The sequence below is a fragment of the Gordonia sp. N1V genome (assembly GCF_029269935.1).
Taxonomy (GTDB): Bacteria; Actinomycetota; Actinomycetes; order Mycobacteriales; family Mycobacteriaceae; genus Gordonia; species Gordonia polyisoprenivorans.
Genome location: NZ_JARJDD010000021.1, coordinates 53,388 through 70,918, shown reverse-complemented (window position 1 = coordinate 70,918; position 17,531 = coordinate 53,388). Strand labels below are relative to the sequence as shown.

Genomic DNA, 17,531 nt, shown 5'->3' with positions numbered 1-17,531 from the left:
GATGCTAACCGGACCCCCGCACGCCGACGGTTACGATCTCCACAGCCACGACATGAGGGAGGACGGCCGATGAAGCCAGGGGTGTCCGGCCGCGACGAGCGATGGCGTGGGCGTGCCGGCGACCTCACCGATCGGGCCCTCGCACTGCCCGGCGCGTCGGTGATCCTGCGGATCACGCGCGAGCTGGCGACGGCGAGCCTGTCGGATCGGTCGATGACGCTGTCGGCGCAGGCGTTCACGTCGGTGCTGCCGATCGTCATCCTGCTGACCACCCTGCCGGTCGGGCGCACCTATCTCGACGAAGCCCTGAACAACCTGGGCGTCAACCCCACTCGCCTCGATGCTTCTCTGTCGACCTCGACGACCACCGCATTCGGTGTCATCGGCGCGCTGATGACGATCGCCGGTGCGACGTCGCTGGCCCGGGCTCTGGGGCGGATGTACATGCAAACCTTCCGGGTGAACAAACTCTCGTGGCGTGGCTGGTGGCGGTGGGTCGCGGTGATCTTCCTCATTCCGGTCGCGGTGATGGTGCAGGGTCTGATCACCCCGCTCGGCGACATCAGCATCTTCGGAGTCCGTTATCACGGTGTCGGGCCGCTCGGTCTGACGATCGTGGTCCTCGCCAGCTTCGTGACGTGGTGGGCGCTGTGGACCGTGGTGCCGCGCCTGATGGTGTCGCATCAGGTGCCGATGCGTCTGCTCGCGGTCAACGGCGCCCTCACCGGCGCGCTGATCACGGTGTACCTCATCGGCAGCCGAATCGTGTTGCCCGAGACCGTCCCCGCAACAGTCAATCGGTTCGGCACGCTGGGCATGGTGTTCCTCGCGATCAGTTGGCTGTATTTCTACGCCGCGATCCTCGTCGTGAGCGCCACCGTCGTGCACGCCGTCGCGACCGACGACGGCGTCTGGGGCAGACGCGTCGGAACGTTCACCGGAGTCCCCGTCCCCGTGCCCGTGCCACCGAGCCCCTTCGCCCTGCCCGATCAGCCGGCGGCAGCCGAAGATCGACATCCGTGACGCGTCATCGTTCGAGAGCTCCTCGGGGTGCCCCGAATTCGGGGTCGGCGCCGATCTTGGCGCGCCGTCCCGCTCGGTCTCCGGCGCGCCGAGCGCCCTCGGAGTATCCGGCCGAGGCACTCGTGGGACGCCACGTGCCGCGCGCCTGGGACGCACTCTTGTAGAAGTCGGTGACCTCGATCTCCTTGTTACGCAACACGATGGCCGTCGACGTCGACGGTCGGCCGTCACCCGGGGGCGTCGACTCCGCGTCGGCGGCGATCGCCTCCTGTCGCTGTTCGTCACGCGCCTGCGCCAACCTGACGCCGATCCGCTCGGCGAACGCCGACTGGAAATTGAGCCGCGCGGTGATGGGGGCCAAGGGCTTTCGCTCCACCACCTTCCGCGTGTGCCAGCCCTGACCGCGCCGCACCACCCGGGCCGACGTCTCGTTGCGGTAGTCGCCCGAGCGGAGGTAGGCATCACTGGCCGTCACCATCTGCACCACCAGGGACGTATACAGGGCCTCACACGTGTCGATGTCGGATTCGAAACCGTACGCGAGGACGAACGTCGAGTTGCCGGCGACGTCTACGGTGACATCGTTGGCCCGCGCGATCGCCACGAACAACTGCACGTAGGTCTTCAGTCCGCGTTTGCCGGTCTCGCCGATGGCGATCTGCCGCGAGATCGGGGTCGTGGTTCGGGCGGCCGGGTCGTGGGCCCGCGCCAGCGCCAGGTCGATCGCCGAGGCGGTGGCCAGCCGCTGTGCGGCAGCCATGAACGTCTCGGCCTCGTGTGGGTTGTCGGTGTTCTCCGCCTGCCGCAGGAGCCCCGCGATTCGGGTGAGCAGTTTGTCGTCGCGCATATGAATCAGACTATTTCGACGGCCGATCGGTTCCACTCGGCGCCGAGTTTTTTCGGTCGAGTCGGTCACCCATTGACTTTCCCAGTAGGAAAGTGGAAACTACTTTCCAGGCAGGAAACCCATGAGCGAAAGCAGGCCGCCATGTCCGACATCACTCCCGAGCAGGCACGAGCTGCACTCACCGACGTCGATTCCGCTCGTCGGCGCGTCGCCGACGAGGTCGGCCTGCCGCAGATCTATTGGTCGATCATGGGACTCGGATGGATCGTCCTCGGCATCCTGACCGACTTCTCCCCGGTGTGGGTAGCCACCGTCGCCACCGTGGCCTTCGCCGTGGGACACTCCATCGCCGCCTCCCGCCTGCTCGACGGCCGACGCGCGCGACGCACCGTGCAACTGCGCCGCTCCGTCACCGACCGCCGCATTCCGCTGATCGTCATCGCCATCCTGCTCGTCGCCGTGGCATGCACCATCGGCCTCGGATTCGGCCTCGACGCCGACGGCGCCACCCATGCCGCCACCTGGGCCGCGGTGATCGTCGGTGCCGCAATCGGCTTCGGCGGCAACACCATCTTCACCACGATCCGTCACCGGGTGTTGCCGTGACCGTGCCACGCTTCGACGAGATCATCCACCCCAGCACCCGACTGTCCCTCGTCGCGACCCTCGCGGCCACCGACTGGGCCGAGTTCTCCTACCTGAAAGAGCTTCTGGCACTGTCAGATTCGGCACTGTCCAAACAACTCACCACTCTCGAGTCAGCCGGTTACGTCAGCACCGAGCGACCGTCGACGGGGCGACGCCGTACTGTGCGCGCCCGGCTCACCCCGACCGGACGCGAGGCGTTCGACGGGCACGTCGCCGCACTCCGCGCAATCGTCGACCAGCCGCGTGCCGACCCCCTCGCCGAACCCGACAGGTGAGTCTCCCCCATAAACGGCAAATCGGATCTATCGGATATCGGGCAGCGGTACTCGACTCCCGGGCTTATCGTCTGCACTGATCACCAGTGCAGCAACGGCGCTTCACCTCTCGGCCGAGACGATGGAGGCGCGCCATGCCCGAAGGGCACGAAATTCTCAACGAGGACGAGGCCCACCTCGCCCGGCTCGGCTACACCCAGGAGCTGCACCGTTCGTGGTCGGGCTTTTCCAACTTCGCGATCTCGTTCTCCATCATCTCGATCCTGTCCGGATGTTTCACCTCGTTCGGGTTGGGCTGGAACAACGGCGGCCCCGCGGCGATCGCATGGGGCTGGCCCATCGTGTCGGTGTTCATCCTGCTCATCGGCTTCTGCATGGCCGAACTCGTCTCGGCGTATCCGACCTCCGGCGGAATCTATTGGTGGGCGTCCAAACTCGGCGGCTCCAAGGCCGGCTTCTACACCGGTTGGCTCAACCTCATCGGTCTGGTCGCCATCCTCGCCTCGGTGGCCTACGGCGCAGCGACCTTCGTCGACCTCACCATCGGCACATTCAGCGAATCATGGTTGGCCGGTTACAGTCTCACCCGGGTGTTCATCATCTTCGTCATCATTCTCATCGCCGCGGCACTGATCAACATCTTCTCCGGGCATCTGCTGTCGATGATCAACAACGTGTCGGTGTGGTGGCACGTCTTCGGTGCCGCGGCAGTGATTCTCATCCTCTTCCTGGTGCCGGATCAGCACGCGTCGTTCTCCGACGTGTTCGCCCGCACCGTCAACAATTCCGGGATCTTCGGCGGTGCCACCTCACACGCCGGATTCATCCTGTACGTCCTGCCGATCTCGGCGATCCTGACGCAGTACACGATCACCGGCTACGACGCGTCGGCCCACATCTCCGAGGAGACCAAGGGCGCCGCCGGTGCTGCGGCCAAAGGCATCTGGCGCTCGATCGCCTATTCGGCGATCGGCGGCTGGATTCTGTTGCTCAGCTTTCTCTTCGCGGTACAGGACGCCGACGGGGTGTCCAAGAGCGGCGGCGCGGTGGCGACGATCTTCACCCAGGCCCTCACCTCCCGGTGGGCGGGTGTGGTGTTGCTGATCTCCACCGCGGGCCAGTTGTTCTGCACGGCCGCCTGCCAGACGAGTGCGTCGCGGATGATGTTCGCCTTCAGCCGCGACGGCGCCGTTCCCGGCCACCGGATCTGGAAGCAGGTGAACGCCAAGGGGATTCCCGCATACGCCGTCATCGTGACCGCCGCGGTGGCCGCGATCATCACACTTCCGGCCCTCGTCGCCGTCGACATCAACGGTGCACCGGTCCCGGTCGCGTTCTTCGCGGTGGTCTCGATCGGCGTCGTCGGGCTGTATCTGTGTTTCGCGGTGCCCATCTATTTCCGTTGGCGCGCAGGTGATTCCTTCGAATCCGGTTCGTGGACACTGGGCTCGAAGTACAAGTGGATCGCCCCGCTGGCACTCGCCGAGATCGTGTTGACCTCGATCATCGCCATGTTCCCGACGTCGTTGGGCGGCATGCCGTGGGATCCGGGATTCGCATGGAAGTACGTCAACTACACGCCGCTGCTGGTCGGCGGCGCCCTCGTCGCGCTGTACGTGTACTGGCACCTGTCGGTCAAGAAGTGGTTCACCGGACCGGTGACACAGGTCACCGCCGATCCGGTCCTCCTGCAGGAGACCTGACCGGGCCACCCGCCCCGACAATCCGGGCGCCCGGCCCGGGCGCCGACCGTCCGTCGTCGCCGCACCAGTAACGTCGTGGCCGAGACAGGCATGCGACGACGGGAGCACGACATGGGGTCGATGACGATACGGCGTGCGGTGGCCGTGCTGGCGATCTGCTGCGGCGCCCTGCTACCCGCGGCGTGCGCGCGCCCTGACGACCCGACGGGCGCCGACACCGCCTCGCGCAGTGTCGACAACAACGTCAATCCCCGCACGCTCACCAACACCGCCGACGAGGTGTCGAGGCAGGGACTACCCGTCACCAATCAGCACAATGTGACCGCACAGGTCTGCCCGGGCGCGGGGTGTACCTCGGCCCTGGCCACCGATCAGTTCACCCTGATGCAGTTCCAGACCACCGGGCGCGCGGAGATCTATCTCGGCGCGCACCTGCAGTCGTTCCAGGTCCTCAACGTCGTCGTCGACTTCCCCGCCGGCACCTCCGCCGACCAGCAGAAGCGCTACCAGAACGCCATCCAGACCGCGCTCGCCTGAGCGCGGTCTGGCCGTTTCCGATCGGCGACCGTCACAAACCGAACTGCTTCTGCATGTTCCGCAGGGTGTCCGCCGAGGCCATCAGGCCCGCACGCTCGGTGTCGTCGACGCTGACGTCGAGGCGTTGCGCACATCCGGTGCGATCCACCAGCGACGGCAGCGACAGGCACACGTCGTCGAGTCCCTCGAATCCGGTCGCCAGCGTCGACACCGGCAGCACCCGGTGTTCGTTGTTGAGCACCGCCTCGACGATGCGGGTGGTGGCCAGGCCGATCGCGTAGTTGGTGGCACCCTTGCCGTCGATGATCTTGTACGCGGCGTGCACCACCTCGTGCGCGATGCGCCGACGCACCTCCTCATCGATCGGCTCGTAGCCCGGTAGCGGCTTCCATTCCCTCAGCGGGACGCCACCGATGGCCGCCGAACTCCACAGGGGGATCTCCGAATCGCCGTGCTCGCCGGCGATGTAGGCGTGCACGTTCTGCACGGCCACTCCGGCGTGCTGGGCGATGAGGAACCGCAGGCGCGACGAGTCCAGTACCGTGCCCGACCCGAACAACTGATTGTTGGGCAGCCCACTGATCTTCAGGGCCGCATTGGTGACGATGTCGACCGGATTGGTCACCATGATGAACACCGCGTTCGGCGCGGCCTCCACGGCCTTGGGCAGGATCGCCCGCGTCAGACCGATGGTCGCCTCGGCGAGTTCGAGCCGCGACTGTCCGGGCTTCTGCTTCGCACCCGCGGTGAACACCACGACGTCGGAGTCGGCGACGACGTCCATGGCGTCGCCGCCGATGATGTCGGTGCGCGGGACGAATTCGAGTCCGTGCGACATGTCCAGAACCTCGGCGGTGACCTTGGCGGTGTTGATGTCCATCAGCGCGATGGTGCGTGCCACGCCGCGGATCAACGACGCGTAGGCGACCGCCGTCCCCACCGCGCCTGCCCCGATGACCGCCAGCTTGGTACCTCGTGTGTTCATCACTACCTCCGCGTCGATCGGGCCCGGCAACGTACGTGTCCAGTCCTATCCCATCGGCCCCGACGCCGCCGTGCAACGCCCACACCCGTCATCGGCTCTTCACCCCGTCGGCAGGTCACTCACCCACGACAGCTGGCTCGCCCTGTCCGTCCGGCCAGTTCTCCACTCACCTGCTGGACTGAACATCTGATTATGTGTTCAGGTGTTCTTGTGTGAGGTGTGATGCCGACGACATCCTCGAAAGTGTCACCCCACAGCGACGCAAGGAGATCGACCGTCATGGCCATCGAGCTGAACCAGATCTGGGACTTCCCGATCAAGGATTTCCATCCCTTCCCCAACGCGAAACTCGGCGTCGGCGCCCACGACATGCTCGGAGTCGAGGCCAAGAACCTCGGTATGAGCCGTGTCCTGCTGATGACCACTGGTCTGCGTGGGTCCGGGATCATCGAAGAACTCATCGGCAAGATCGAATACCAAGGAGTCGACGTCGTCCTCTACGACAAGGTCGAGTCGAACCCCAAGGACTACAACTGCATGGACGCCGCGGCGCTCTATCAGAGCGAGAAGTGCGACGGCATCATCTCCGTCGGCGGCGGCTCGAGTCACGATGCCGCCAAGGGTGCCCGGATGGTCATCGCGCACGACGGCCGCAACATCAACGAGTTCGAGGGCTTCTCGAAGGCCACCAACAAGGAGAACCCCAAGCACATCGCGGTCTCCACCACCGCGGGCACCGGGTCGGAGACCTCGTGGGCCTATGTCATCACCGACACCTCCGACATGAACAAGCCGCACAAGTGGGTGGCCTTCGACGACACTTGTCTGGTCGATCTGGCCATGGACGATCCGCTGCTCTACTACAGCTGCCCCGAGCATTTCACCGCGTTCTGCGGTTTCGACGTGCTGGCACACGCCTCCGAACCGTACGTCTCGCGGCTGGACTTCGCGCCGTCGCTGGGCAACGCCAAGTACTCCATCGAGCTCATTCGCGATCACCTGCGCACCGCCGTCTACGAGCCCCGCAATCTCGAAGCACGGACCGGCATGATGCACGCGCAATACATTGCGGCACAGGCGTTCAACTCCGGCGGTCTCGGGCTGATCCATTCGCTCTCACATGCGGTTTCGGCGTTCTACGACAGCCACCACGGACTCAACAACGCTATCGCGTTGCCGCGCGTCTGGGAGTACAACCTGCCGAGTCGCTACGAGCGGTACGCCGACATCGCCGCGCTGCTCGGCGTCGACACCACCAACATGACCACGGTGCAGGCCGCCGACGCCGCCGTCGAAGAGGCCATCCGGCTCTCCAAAGACCTTGGCATCCCAGACAATTTCGGCCAACTCAGCGTCGGCAGCTACGAGAAGAACCGGATGAACACCGGCAAGTACGAGGGTCGCGGCGACACGATGGACACCTCCGACAAGCAGATCCGGGCGATCGCCGAGCACATGATGGACGACTGGTGCACACCCGGCAACCCGCGCGAGTGCACCGTCGAGTCGCTGATCCCGATGGTCACCCACGCCATGACGGGGAGCTACTGACCGTCGGTCGCCGGCCACACAGACCGGGAGCCTGAGCAACTCCCGCACCGTGGGTCGGCCCGGGCGGGGACGAGACCTGTCCCCTCGCCCGGGCCGACCCGCACCTCGCCCGCACGCCCTACCGAGCCGACCCACGAAGCTGATCGACGAACCCGATCCACGAAGAGGAGTCATGTCCGAACCCTCGGCCCTGCCCACCACACCGGTCTCCCTCGACACCGTCGAGGAACTCGCGGTCGACTCCGTCGAGGAACTCGCTTTCGACACCGTCGACGATCTCATCCGTGGACTCGACGAGCAGGGCTACGTCATCGATTCCGATCTCGCGGTGGTGGTCCATCTCGCAACACTGCTGGACCGACCGTTGCTTCTCGAGGGACCTGCCGGCGTCGGCAAGACCGAACTCGCGAAAGCCCTTGCCGCAGCGTCTGGTCGGGACCTGATCCGGCTACAGTGTTATGAGGGACTCGACGAGGCCCGGGCACTCTACGAATGGGACTATGCCCGGCAGCTGTTACATGTGCAGATGTTGCGCGACCGCATCAGCGCCGAACTGGCCGCCGAACCCGATCTGTCGGCCGCCTCGGCGGCGTTGACCCGCACCGACATCGGCGTGTACACCGTGGACTTCCTCGTCGCCCGCCCGCTGCTCGCCGCGATCCGGTCGGCAACACCGACGGTGTTGCTCGTCGATGAGGTCGACCGGACCGACGAGGCGATGGAGGCGGTCATGCTCGAGGTCCTCGCCGAACGACAGGTGACGGTCCCCGAACTCGGCACCTTCATCTCACGCTCCTCGCCGTGGGTGATCTTGACCTCCAACGACACTCGCGAACTCTCGCCCGCTCTCAAACGCCGATGCCTGCACTTTCAGGTCGGCTATCCCGACGTGGCCCGCGAATGCCGCATCGTCGGTGTGCGCGCACCCGACGTCGAGCAATCGGTGATCGCCGAGGTCGTCGATCTCGCACGCCGCCTGCGTGACCTCCCACTGCGCAAGAGCCCCTCCATCGCCGAGGTCATCGACGCCGCGCGGGCCGCGTCGCTGCTCGGCAGCACCGGTGACGACAACCGAGCTGTCGCCGATCGCGCACTCCTGTCGTTACTGGTCAAATTCGGCAGCGACCTCGAACTCGCTCGACGAGAACTGGATTCCCCGTCGGGTGAGAACTCCGATCACGCAGAGGTGCGTACCGACGGAACCGCGGCATCCGGGTCGGTCACGGCCACTGCATTCGGCGCCGGACGTGCCCGCAGTTCCACGCGCCAGACATCCCAGCGCCAGACGTCCTCGCGCCAGTCTTCCCAGCACCAGTCTTCTCAGCGCCAGTCTTCTCAGCGCCCCTGACCGGCCGACGACAATGGTTTCCCCGCAACGGCATCCGCGAGTTCCGGCCGGTCCGCGCGATGACATGCTGGATCGGCTGGCGGTCCTGTTCGGCCGCGTCCTGCGCGGATCCGGGGTCGCAGTCTCACCGGCCGAGGTCATCGAGATCCGTCGAGTACTCGATATCGTCGGTGGAGACACCGATCGCCTCCGCACGGCACTGCGGTCGGTCAGCGTCAAATACGGTTACGAGACAGACGGATTCGATCACGCCTTTGACGCCTTCTTCGGCGGCCGGCGGCTCGACGGCGGAGACGACGCGCTCCCCCGACCGCGTGGCGCCGTCGCCGACCTCCCCGACGACATCGAGTGGGATGAGGACTTCGCCGGAGCCGGCCGGCGGATCGGGGCGGACGAGCACACCGACGACATCGGCGATCTCCTCGTCGACGACCCCGACGCCCGACAACGCCACGGTGAGAGCGCGCACCGCGAGGAGAACGACTTCACCGTGTCGGGGGGTACCGAATCACTGGGCGTCGACCAGGATTCCGCGTCCGTCTCGGGTGGGGTCACCTACACCATCGAGGTGGATGAGGCTGATTCATCGAGCGTCGGTGAACTCGTCGGGAGTGCCGCACGGGTACATGGCAGCCCGCTGGGAGTCGCCGGCGCGCAGGCGATCCTCGACGCCCTCGCCGATTTCGACGCACGACGCGCCTATGGTACCGACGGCGCCGACGGCCTCGACGCAGCTGCACGCGCCGAGTTGGAGCGGGCACTCGAGGTGTTTGTCGACGCCCTGGCGGCGCGACTGGAGCTGGCGGCGCAACTGGACCTGGCGGCGCGACTGGACCTGGCGGCGCGATCGGGTGTCGATGTCGATTCCGCCGATTCGCCCACTGGTCCCCTGTGGTCGGATCAAGCCGACATCGATCGGGCCTGTCATCGGCTCGTCCAACGTATGCGTGGCGCGCCCCGGAAACTTGTTCGACGCACCGATCACGGTGGCCTCGACATGCGTCGCACCATGCGTGCGGCTGTGGCCACCGATGGTGTGCCGGTGCAACTCTGGCGGCGCACGACCCACGCCGGGCCCGTCCGTCTGCTCTTGCTGGTGGATGTCTCGTTGTCGGTGCGACCGGTGGCGGGGTTTCTGTTGCGGCTCGCGCAGACCCTGCATCGTCACGGCGAGCGCTGCGAGGTCATCGCTTTCGTCGACCGGCCGGTGCGGGTCACTGACGCCCTGCGCCGCAGCAACGACGATTCCGCACTCGCGGCAGTACTGGCCGACGACGATCTCGACCTCGCGGCCACCAGCGACTACGGCTCGATGCTGACCGAACTACTCGGCCGCCACGGCGACCTGCTCGGCTCCCGCACATCGGTGATCGTCGCCGGCGACGCTCGCAGCAACGGTTTCGACCCCCGCCCCGACCTCCTCGCCGAGGTGAGCCGCCGCGTGCACCGGCTCGCCTGGATCACCCCCGAACCGCGCCGCTACTGGAACCAAACCGGTTGCGCCCTGACCGATTACATCGAGTACTGCGATGCCTTCATCAGCGCCCGCGACGGCGCCGAACTCGTCGACCATGTCGACGAACTCGCCGCAGCCCTTCGCTGACACCCATCAGGCCCCTTCCCTCCCGGGACACCCCATCGATGACCCCGATCGTCGAGAACCCTGCCCCTCGATGGCCAAGAACTTTCCCCCCGCTGTTCGAGAACCCTTCCCCTCGATGGCCAAGAACTTTTCCCTCGATGGTCGAGGTGCGAGCCGCGTGCGGCGAGCCTCGAGACCCGGCGAGACAACACGCCTCCCAACCACATCCACCGTCTCAGACGCCGCCCGCGAGCCGAACTCGCAGACGCCCCCGCTGCACCAGCCGCGTCCGCAAAGTGAAGCCGCGAACTCATCACTCCGACGGCCAAGCCAGCCCTTCCCCCGATGGTCGAGGTGCACGGCGCGCCAAGCGCCGGGCCTCGAGACCCGGTGAGACAACCAGCCTCCCAACCACATCGAGAGCAAGACAAACGAAAACGCACCTCCTACCACACCCCACCGACAGAAAATCGTCGCCGAAACATGTTGTCCACAAGCAGAATTGATCAAACTACCCCTTGCGTCGAACACGTTGGCGATGTACACTGGAGCCATCACACCGATCAGCCACCGGGGAGGGGCCCATGATCGACACCGCTACCATTCTCGACGCCGAATCCGTTGACGCCGAAGCAGTCTTCGCCAACATCGTCACCCAACTCAGCGACCTGCAATGGAACCCCGACATGACCGGACCGCAGGCTTTCGGTGCGATGAAGCAAGTCCTGCTGCTTCGCAATCTGGTCGATCACCACGCCACCACCCTCACCGGCGAGATGGACCGGCTGGGAGTGGCCGACCACAAGACCACCCGACTTCGGGAGTTGTTGATCAGCATGGGTTTCGCACCGGCCGGCGCAGGTCGGTACGTGCGGGTTGCCGCCACCACCGATGTCGACCTGTTGATGGCACATGCCGCGGACGGGTCCATCTCGTCGGAACACAGTGATGCCATCGTCTGCGGATTGACCCACATCGACACCCGCTCCCCCGAACCCCTCGACACCGTGCAACGGTGTGAATACCTGCGGAAGCTGCTGTCGCACTACTTCGCCGGTTTCACCCCCGCCGAGATCAACCTCTACTCGCGGCAGCTGGGGAACGAGCTGGCGGCCGAGACACCCGGTGGGTTACCGGCTGCCGAGGACAAGTCGATCAACTCCTACACCGACCGCATCACCGACGACGGACGGTTGGAGATCTCGGCGAACCTCGACATCATCGCCGGCGAGAAAACACGTACTTTGATGGAAACCTTGTCGGCGCCGAAACCTCAGCCCGATGGGTCCCCGGATCCGCGGACACCCGAACAAATCTGTGCTGCCGCGTTCGAAACGATCGTGGAGTTGGCGGCACAAGGATTGGCCGACACCACCTTCTCGGCCAAACCCACCAACGGACTGTTGTGGACCTGGTCAGCCGACAACCCGGCGCTCGGCGGCGATTTGCAGAACATGGGTGCCATCACCGAAGCCACCGCCAAAATGTTGTCGTGTGACACCACCATCACGAAAATCATGCTCGATCCCAACGGTGTACCACTCAGTGTTGGCGAGGCGAAACGCTTCTTCACCCCCGGCCAACGCAAAGCCCTACTCGTGCGGGATCGCGGATGCATCAAATGCGGAGCCCACGCCGGACGCTGCCAAGGACACCACCTCGAGCATTGGAGTAAGGGTGGGCCCACCGACCTCGACAACGGCTGCCTCCTCTGCACCAGTTGCCACGACGATGTGCACCACCACGGATGGGACATCATCATGGGATTCGACCGACACCCCTGGCTGATCCCACCCGCCAGCATCGACCCGAAACGCCGGCCGGTGCCGTCGTATCACCGACGCACCATGCGACTCGACGACACCGCAGCCTGACCCGAAGCGCCTCCACTAAAGCCTGATTCCCTGCACCCGGCCCGGCCGGGACCGCATCTGTTGTTTGAGAACTCCATAGAGATAGTTCCCACCCGATGGCCGAGGTGCGCGTGCCACCGTGGCCCGGAATGCTTTCGGCACAAGGGGTCTCGAGGCTCGTCGCTGGCGCTCCTCGGCACCTCGACCACCGGGGCGGGGAGCGGCCCGAGCATCATTAACCGCTGGTCGAGGTGTGAGCCGCGTGCGGCGAGCCTCGAGACCTGTTGCGCCGAAGCTGGATTCGGACCACCGTGCCTCAGAAGCTCAGCTCCGATTCACACCACCGAGCACCGCGGCGGTGAGAAGGAAGGCCACTTGAAGAAATCCGAAGATCAACGCGACGATGGCACCGGCCCCGACGCCGATGACGGGCACCGACGTCGTGGTCACGGCGGCCGAGAACAAGGCGAGCCACGCACCCGCCGCGATCACGGCGAGAAAGGGCACGGCCTTACGGAATCGCGGCACCAATACCACCGCTGCAGCGACACCGATCGCCCCCAGAATGATCAGGAACTTGCCGGGATTGAGCACGATCTCGTAGGAAGCAAAGCCAGGCACCCCGGAGTTTCCGTTTTCGAAGTTCTGGCCCCAGTTGTCGAGTTGATTCTCAGTGACGTTGTTGTCGACCACAACCCAACTGACAAACCCCATGAGGTAGGTGATCAGCCCGGACACCGCAGCGGCCACCAGCAAGATCGCGGGAAGCTGCGCGCGGGCGTCGAATTGCCTGCGAGGTGCAGCGGGCGGGGCACCCCATTGCTGCCCCGGCGTCGACCACTGCCCAGATGGCGTTCCCGGCTGCTGCGGGCCGAACCCCTGCGTGGGTGCCGGGCCGGCTTGCTGCCCCGGCTGCGCGGGATACCCGGCCGCCCAATTCTGCTGGGGATTGTTCGGGTCACCAGGATTCACTGCTCGTCCCTTTCGGTCGGCGAAACGCTCATACACGACATCATGTGCGTGTCAGCGTAGAGGCAGACCCCGAACTGGGGGCCAACGTCAGCGCAGATTCATTCGTCGGACCGGCACCGCCGGAGGAGTCACTCGCCGTCAGGACGTGACGGGCACTCGCAACGCCGCGAGTGCCATCGTGCGGAGCAGCGACCGCAACCTGTCGGGATCGAAATCCGGTAGGCGTGGCGAGGAATTGAGCAACCCGAACATGGCGTGCACGCGAACACGGGCCTCCTGACGTTCGAGTGCGTGGCCCTCGTCGTCGGACATGAGGACGTCGACCCAGTCCTCGACGTAGCGGCGCTGCAACCGACGCACCTCATGGTTGGCCTCCGGCGTCAACGAGGAGAGGTCACGATCCTGGACCGCGATCAGATCCGGCTTGGTGACCAGGACGTCGATGTGGAAGGCGATCAGCGCATCGAGGGTCTCGGCCGGCGAGCCGCCGCGCTGCACGACCTCTCGTCCGCCGGTGTAGAGGCGACGACTGATGTCGAGGAGCATCTCGTCGAGCAGTTCGGTTTTCGACGAGAAGTGTCGGTACATCGCCGGCCCACTCACGCCGACCGCTCCCCCGATGTCCTCGAGTCGCACCCCGGCGAATCCGCGGTCGGCCATCTGCCTGGCTGCGGCCGTGAGCAGCTCGGCGCGGCGGGCGGCCTTGGCAGCGCTACGACGATTCGACGGACGCGGACCGCCCGAGGCCACCCCGGAGCCCGAATCCGGGGTGGTGTGGGCAGACTCGGCGGACGACATGGTGATTCCGAACTCTACCGGCTCACCACGGCCGCGTCGGCGACTCCGCTGCCCTGGCCAGCGCGCTCACCACTTGTTGATGTGGAGCACCTCGTCGAGGGGCCTGCGCCCGGCCGGCTTGAAGTCGGTGCCCTTCGTGTAGGCCACGGGCAGCAGAACCCCCTGGTGAACGGTGGGCGGGATACCCAGCAGGTCCGCGACCTCCTTCTCGTAGGTCAGGTGCAAAGTCGTCCAGGCCGACCCCAGTCCGCGGGCGCGCAGGGCCAGACTGAGACTCCATGCGCCGGGCAGCAACGAGCCCCAGACGCCGGCTTGGTTCCCGGCAGGCAGATCGCCGCCGGTGTAGATGGCCCCGATCACCAGGGCGGGCACCTTGCCCATGATGTCGGCGAGATATTGCGCGCTCGACGCGACGCGTCGAGCGGTGTCGTCGGCGAGTGTGCGCTCGGCGGAGTACGCCGCGAAGGAACGTGCGTAGTAGGCGCCGACCTTCTCCTTGACCTCGGGATCGGTCAGCACGATCCAATGCCAGGTCTGGCTGTTGGATCCGGTGGGCGCCTGCAGCGCAACCTCCAGCGCCTCGGTGATCACCTCCAGCGGGACCGGCCGGTCGAGATCGAGCCGTTTACGCACCGACCGCGTGGTGGTCAACAGTTGGTCGGGGTCGAGCGGGAGTAGCTCAGTCATCGGTCACCTCTTTGTTCGCGTCTGGTCTGCGTGCGTGTGGAGCTGCGTGGCGACGGGCTCAGCGATGTCGCGCGCGGCGGGCCAGCCAGTTGCCGAAGTACTGTCCCACCTGTACCAGAATCACCAGCAACGCGATGACGACAACAGTCAGTTTCCAGTCGAACTGCTGGTAGCCGTATTGGAACGCGAAATCTCCGAGTCCCCCGCCGCCGACATAGCCGGCCATCGCCGACATGTCCACGATCGCGACGAAGATGAAGGTATAACCCAATACCAGGGGCGCGAATCCCTCGGGCACCACCACCGTCAGCAGGGTACGCACGCGGCCGGCGCCGCACGCGCGGGCGGCTTCCACCACTCCCGGGTCCACGGAGACGAGACTCTGCTCGACCACTCGGGCGATCACCACCATCGCCATCAACGTCATCGGGAAGATCGCCGCCTCGGTGCCGATTCGGGTTCCCATCACCGTCTTGGTCAACGGCGCGATGGCAGTGATGAAGATGATGAACGGTATCGGCCGAATGATGTTGACGATCACGTTGAGTCCGTTGAAGATCCATACGTTCGACCACAGGTTCCCGGGACTGGTTGCATACAGCACCACGCCGATCAGCAGTCCCAGTGCGCCACCGATCAGCAGCGTGAAGCCGACGAGCCGGAAGGTCTCCCCGATCGCCTGGAACAGCAACGGGCGCAGTTCGTCACCGAACACCCGGGTGAAGCCGTCGGCGGCCAGTGCGCTGTGGCTCATCGGCTCACCTCCTCGTGTACGACAATGCCGGTGGCGGTGCGACTTTCGCCGACGATTTCGTCAAGCGCCGAATCAGGGGCGTGTACCTCATAGGTCAGTGCCCCGAACGGGCGGCCGCCGAGATCGGCGATTCCACCGTGGATCACCGACGCGGTCCCACCGGCCCGCGCCACTGCACCGGTGAGATCGACACGGGCGACATCGTCGCGGACCTCGACGGTGACCAGTCGGCCCGAGTGCCGAGATCGCAACGCGGTCAACGTGTCCGCGTCGGGGACGCCGGAAACGGCATGACGCAGCAAGCTGCGGGTGACCTCCGACCGCGGGTGGGCGAACACCTCATAGAGTTCGCCGTGATCGACGAGTCGGCCGTCGGCGAGAACGGCGACCTTGCCGCACACCTCGCGCACCACATCCATCTCGTGGGTGATCACCACGATGGTGGTACCCAGATCGGAGTTGATGCGACGCAACAATTTGAGCGTGTCGTCCGTGGTCTGGGGGTCCAAGGCGCTGGTGGCCTCGTCGGCGATGAGGATCGACGGCGAGGAGGCGAGCGCCCGCGCGATACCCACCCGCTGCTTCTGCCCGCCGGACAATGCCGATGGCCACGCCTTCGCCTTGTCGGCGATTCCGACGAACTCGAGGAGCTCGTTGATGCGTTGTTGTCGAGCTGATTTCGGCACGCCCGCCACCTGCAGCGCGAATCCGACATTGCCGGCGACGGTGCGCGAGTTGAACAGATTGAACTGCTGGAAGATCATCCCGATCTGGGTTCGGAAGGCGTTGAGTTCGCGCTCACGCGCCCCACCGTGGTCCCGTCCGTCGACCAGCACGTGACCGCTGGTGGGCCGTTCGAGTCCGTTGATCAGACGCGCGAGCGTCGACTTCCCCGCGCCCGACGGCCCGATGATCCCGACGATCTCCCCGGCATCGATGCGCAGACTGATGCCGTCGAGGACCGCAGGCGCATCCTTGCCGAAACGCTTTGCGACGTCCACGAACTCGACTGCAGCCGGACGCCGGGCCGCCCCGGCGGGGACAGGCTCAGGAGCCATTGGCCCGCACGTCGGCTTCCAATCCCTTCAGGGTCGCCTGCAGATCGGCAGGCGAGTTCGTCTTGATGACCCCGGAGTCGCCCAGCGACTTCTTCACCGCCGCGATCACCTCGGGATCGTGGTAGATCTGCACCAGCTTCGCGTAGGTGGCATTGTCCTTGTCTGCGGCGCGGGCGACGAACGCATTGATGTAGGGCTTGGAGGCCTCGGCATTCGGATCGTCGGAGGCGATGATCTGATCTGCGGTCAGTTTGGCCGACGTCGCGTAGTTGTTGTTGACGATCGCCGCGGCCACCGAATCGAGATTCGCGGCGGTCTGACCGGCGTCGACGGCGATGACCTTCACCTTGGATCGCGCCTGATCGATGTCGGCGGGCGTGGAGAAAGCGTTGCCCGGCTTCGTCAGCGTGATGAGTCCGGCCTGCGCGAGCACCAGCAGTCCGCGTGCCTGATTGGTGGGGTCATTGGGGATTGCGACCTGCGCCCCCTGCGGGATCTCACCGACGGACTTGTACTGAGTGGAGTACAGCGGTAGCGGGTAGACCGCGGTCGCGCCGATCGGCACCAGATCCTTGTTGTTCTTGGCATTGTAGGTCGCCAGGTACAGCAGGTGCTGGAACTCGTTGAGGTCCAACTCCCCCTCGGCGAGTGCGGGATTGGGCTGATTGTAGTCGGTGAAATTCACCAGCTCGACGTCGATGCCCGCAGCGGAGGCCTTCTGCTTGAACACGTTCCAGTAGCTTTCCGACGCGTCGGCGACCCCGATCTTCACCGCCTGCGAATCGTCCCCACCGCACGCGGTGATCACGCTCGCGGCGGCGATGAACGAGAGCAACAGGACGAGAATCCGCGATCGCACGGCAGTACCTCCACTGGACTGGTTCGAGAGACAACCTCAGGAACGCTAGCG

The 17,531-nt window shown here is 65.6% G+C and carries 17 protein-coding genes; 9 read left to right on the top strand and 8 right to left on the bottom strand.

The annotated features are described in order from the left end of the window. Window positions 1-69 precede the first annotated feature (69 nt). Window positions 70-1,023 (top strand): hypothetical protein, encoded by a 954-nt coding sequence (locus P3L18_RS22310; protein WP_276115260.1) that lies wholly within the window; start codon window positions 70-72, stop codon window positions 1,021-1,023. Between the two features lie 4 nt (window positions 1,024-1,027). On the opposite strand, the gene P3L18_RS22305 is transcribed toward P3L18_RS22310, so the two are convergent. After that, window positions 1,028-1,870, bottom strand: coding sequence for a DUF2786 domain-containing protein (locus P3L18_RS22305; RefSeq protein WP_079928953.1), 843 nt, complete (start codon window positions 1,868-1,870; stop codon window positions 1,028-1,030). A 141-nt stretch (window positions 1,871-2,011) separates the two neighbouring features. Between P3L18_RS22305 and P3L18_RS22300 the strand changes: the two genes are divergently transcribed. From P3L18_RS22300 to P3L18_RS22285, 4 genes are all read left to right on the top strand, one after another. Then, window positions 2,012-2,476: a hypothetical protein gene (locus P3L18_RS22300; RefSeq protein ID WP_079928952.1), complete on the top strand. Its 465-nt coding sequence runs from the start codon at window positions 2,012-2,014 to the stop codon at window positions 2,474-2,476. Further along, entirely contained in the window at window positions 2,473-2,793 is a 321-nt protein-coding gene (locus tag P3L18_RS22295) for a transcriptional regulator (protein WP_276115259.1), read from the top strand. The genes P3L18_RS22300 and P3L18_RS22295 overlap by 4 nt, the downstream gene beginning before the upstream one ends. A gap of 134 nt (window positions 2,794-2,927) precedes the next feature. After that, window positions 2,928-4,496 (top strand): amino acid permease, encoded by a 1,569-nt coding sequence (locus P3L18_RS22290; RefSeq protein WP_276115258.1) that lies wholly within the window; start codon window positions 2,928-2,930, stop codon window positions 4,494-4,496. Window positions 4,497-4,571: 75 nt separating this feature from the next. After that, a complete protein-coding gene (locus tag P3L18_RS22285) occupies window positions 4,572-5,033 on the top strand; it encodes a hypothetical protein (RefSeq protein ID WP_276115257.1) in 462 nt (153 codons plus the stop codon). A 31-nt stretch (window positions 5,034-5,064) separates the two neighbouring features. Here the strand turns inward: P3L18_RS22285 and P3L18_RS22280 are convergent, their stop codons facing one another. Further along, a complete protein-coding gene (locus tag P3L18_RS22280; protein WP_276115256.1) occupies window positions 5,065-6,018 on the bottom strand; it encodes an L-lactate dehydrogenase in 954 nt (317 codons plus the stop codon). A 279-nt stretch (window positions 6,019-6,297) separates the two neighbouring features. On the opposite strand from P3L18_RS22280, the gene mdo reads away from it, so the two are divergent. From mdo to P3L18_RS22260, 4 genes are all read left to right on the top strand, one after another. After that, complete coding sequence (gene mdo / locus P3L18_RS22275) at window positions 6,298-7,569, top strand: NDMA-dependent methanol dehydrogenase (RefSeq protein WP_276115255.1); 1,272 nt, start codon at window positions 6,298-6,300, stop codon at window positions 7,567-7,569. 172 nt (window positions 7,570-7,741) lie between these two features. Then, complete coding sequence (locus tag P3L18_RS22270; RefSeq protein WP_276115254.1) at window positions 7,742-8,917, top strand: MoxR family ATPase; 1,176 nt, start codon at window positions 7,742-7,744, stop codon at window positions 8,915-8,917. 13 nt (window positions 8,918-8,930) lie between these two features. After that, window positions 8,931-10,520 carry a VWA domain-containing protein gene (locus P3L18_RS22265; RefSeq protein ID WP_276115253.1) on the top strand — a complete coding sequence of 530 codons (1,590 nt, stop codon included), beginning with the start codon at window positions 8,931-8,933 and terminating at the stop codon, window positions 10,518-10,520. Window positions 10,521-11,083: 563 nt separating this feature from the next. Continuing rightward, entirely contained in the window at window positions 11,084-12,373 is a 1,290-nt protein-coding gene (locus tag P3L18_RS22260; protein WP_276115252.1) for an HNH endonuclease signature motif containing protein, read from the top strand. Between the two features lie 303 nt (window positions 12,374-12,676). On the opposite strand, the gene P3L18_RS22255 is transcribed toward P3L18_RS22260, so the two are convergent. From P3L18_RS22255 to P3L18_RS22230, 6 genes are all read right to left on the bottom strand, one after another. After that, complete coding sequence (locus P3L18_RS22255; RefSeq protein WP_276115251.1) at window positions 12,677-13,324, bottom strand: DUF5336 domain-containing protein; 648 nt, start codon at window positions 13,322-13,324, stop codon at window positions 12,677-12,679. 138 nt (window positions 13,325-13,462) lie between these two features. Beyond that, on the bottom strand, window positions 13,463-14,122 hold the full coding sequence (locus tag P3L18_RS22250) for a TetR/AcrR family transcriptional regulator (protein WP_079931631.1): 660 nt from the start codon (window positions 14,120-14,122) through the stop codon (window positions 13,463-13,465). 66 nt (window positions 14,123-14,188) lie between these two features. Then, window positions 14,189-14,809 carry a nitroreductase family protein gene (locus P3L18_RS22245; protein WP_276115250.1) on the bottom strand — a complete coding sequence of 207 codons (621 nt, stop codon included), beginning with the start codon at window positions 14,807-14,809 and terminating at the stop codon, window positions 14,189-14,191. A gap of 58 nt (window positions 14,810-14,867) precedes the next feature. Next, window positions 14,868-15,563, bottom strand: coding sequence for an ABC transporter permease subunit (locus tag P3L18_RS22240; protein WP_006368334.1), 696 nt, complete (start codon window positions 15,561-15,563; stop codon window positions 14,868-14,870). Next, on the bottom strand, window positions 15,560-16,621 hold the full coding sequence (locus tag P3L18_RS22235; protein WP_172398956.1) for a methionine ABC transporter ATP-binding protein: 1,062 nt from the start codon (window positions 16,619-16,621) through the stop codon (window positions 15,560-15,562). The genes P3L18_RS22240 and P3L18_RS22235 overlap by 4 nt, the downstream gene beginning before the upstream one ends. Continuing rightward, window positions 16,611-17,480 (bottom strand): MetQ/NlpA family ABC transporter substrate-binding protein, encoded by an 870-nt coding sequence (locus P3L18_RS22230; protein WP_014361152.1) that lies wholly within the window; start codon window positions 17,478-17,480, stop codon window positions 16,611-16,613. Before P3L18_RS22230 ends, P3L18_RS22235 begins: the two co-directional genes overlap by 11 nt. Window positions 17,481-17,531 lie beyond the last annotated feature (51 nt).

Excerpts from the sequence above, each read along its gene's own strand:
- P3L18_RS22250 (WP_079931631.1), bottom strand. The coding sequence starts at position 14,122 with ATGTCGTCCGCCGAGTCTGCCCACACCACCCCGGATTCGGGCTCCGGG.
- P3L18_RS22305 (WP_079928953.1), bottom strand. The coding sequence starts at position 1,870 with ATGCGCGACGACAAACTGCTCACCCGAATCGCGGGGCTCCTGCGGCAG.
- P3L18_RS22260 (WP_276115252.1), top strand. The coding sequence starts at position 11,084 with ATGATCGACACCGCTACCATTCTCGACGCCGAATCCGTTGACGCCGAA.
- P3L18_RS22310 (WP_276115260.1), top strand. The coding sequence starts at position 70 with ATGAAGCCAGGGGTGTCCGGCCGCGACGAGCGATGGCGTGGGCGTGCC.
- P3L18_RS22245 (WP_276115250.1), bottom strand. The coding sequence starts at position 14,809 with ATGACTGAGCTACTCCCGCTCGACCCCGACCAACTGTTGACCACCACG.
- P3L18_RS22300 (WP_079928952.1), top strand. The coding sequence starts at position 2,012 with ATGTCCGACATCACTCCCGAGCAGGCACGAGCTGCACTCACCGACGTC.
- P3L18_RS22290 (WP_276115258.1), top strand. The coding sequence starts at position 2,928 with ATGCCCGAAGGGCACGAAATTCTCAACGAGGACGAGGCCCACCTCGCC.
- P3L18_RS22280 (WP_276115256.1), bottom strand. The coding sequence starts at position 6,018 with ATGAACACACGAGGTACCAAGCTGGCGGTCATCGGGGCAGGCGCGGTG.
- P3L18_RS22270 (WP_276115254.1), top strand. The coding sequence starts at position 7,742 with ATGTCCGAACCCTCGGCCCTGCCCACCACACCGGTCTCCCTCGACACC.
- P3L18_RS22265 (WP_276115253.1), top strand. The coding sequence starts at position 8,931 with ATGGTTTCCCCGCAACGGCATCCGCGAGTTCCGGCCGGTCCGCGCGAT.
- P3L18_RS22240 (WP_006368334.1), bottom strand. The coding sequence starts at position 15,563 with ATGAGCCACAGCGCACTGGCCGCCGACGGCTTCACCCGGGTGTTCGGT.
- P3L18_RS22235 (WP_172398956.1), bottom strand. The coding sequence starts at position 16,621 with ATGGCTCCTGAGCCTGTCCCCGCCGGGGCGGCCCGGCGTCCGGCTGCA.
- mdo (WP_276115255.1), top strand. The coding sequence starts at position 6,298 with ATGGCCATCGAGCTGAACCAGATCTGGGACTTCCCGATCAAGGATTTC.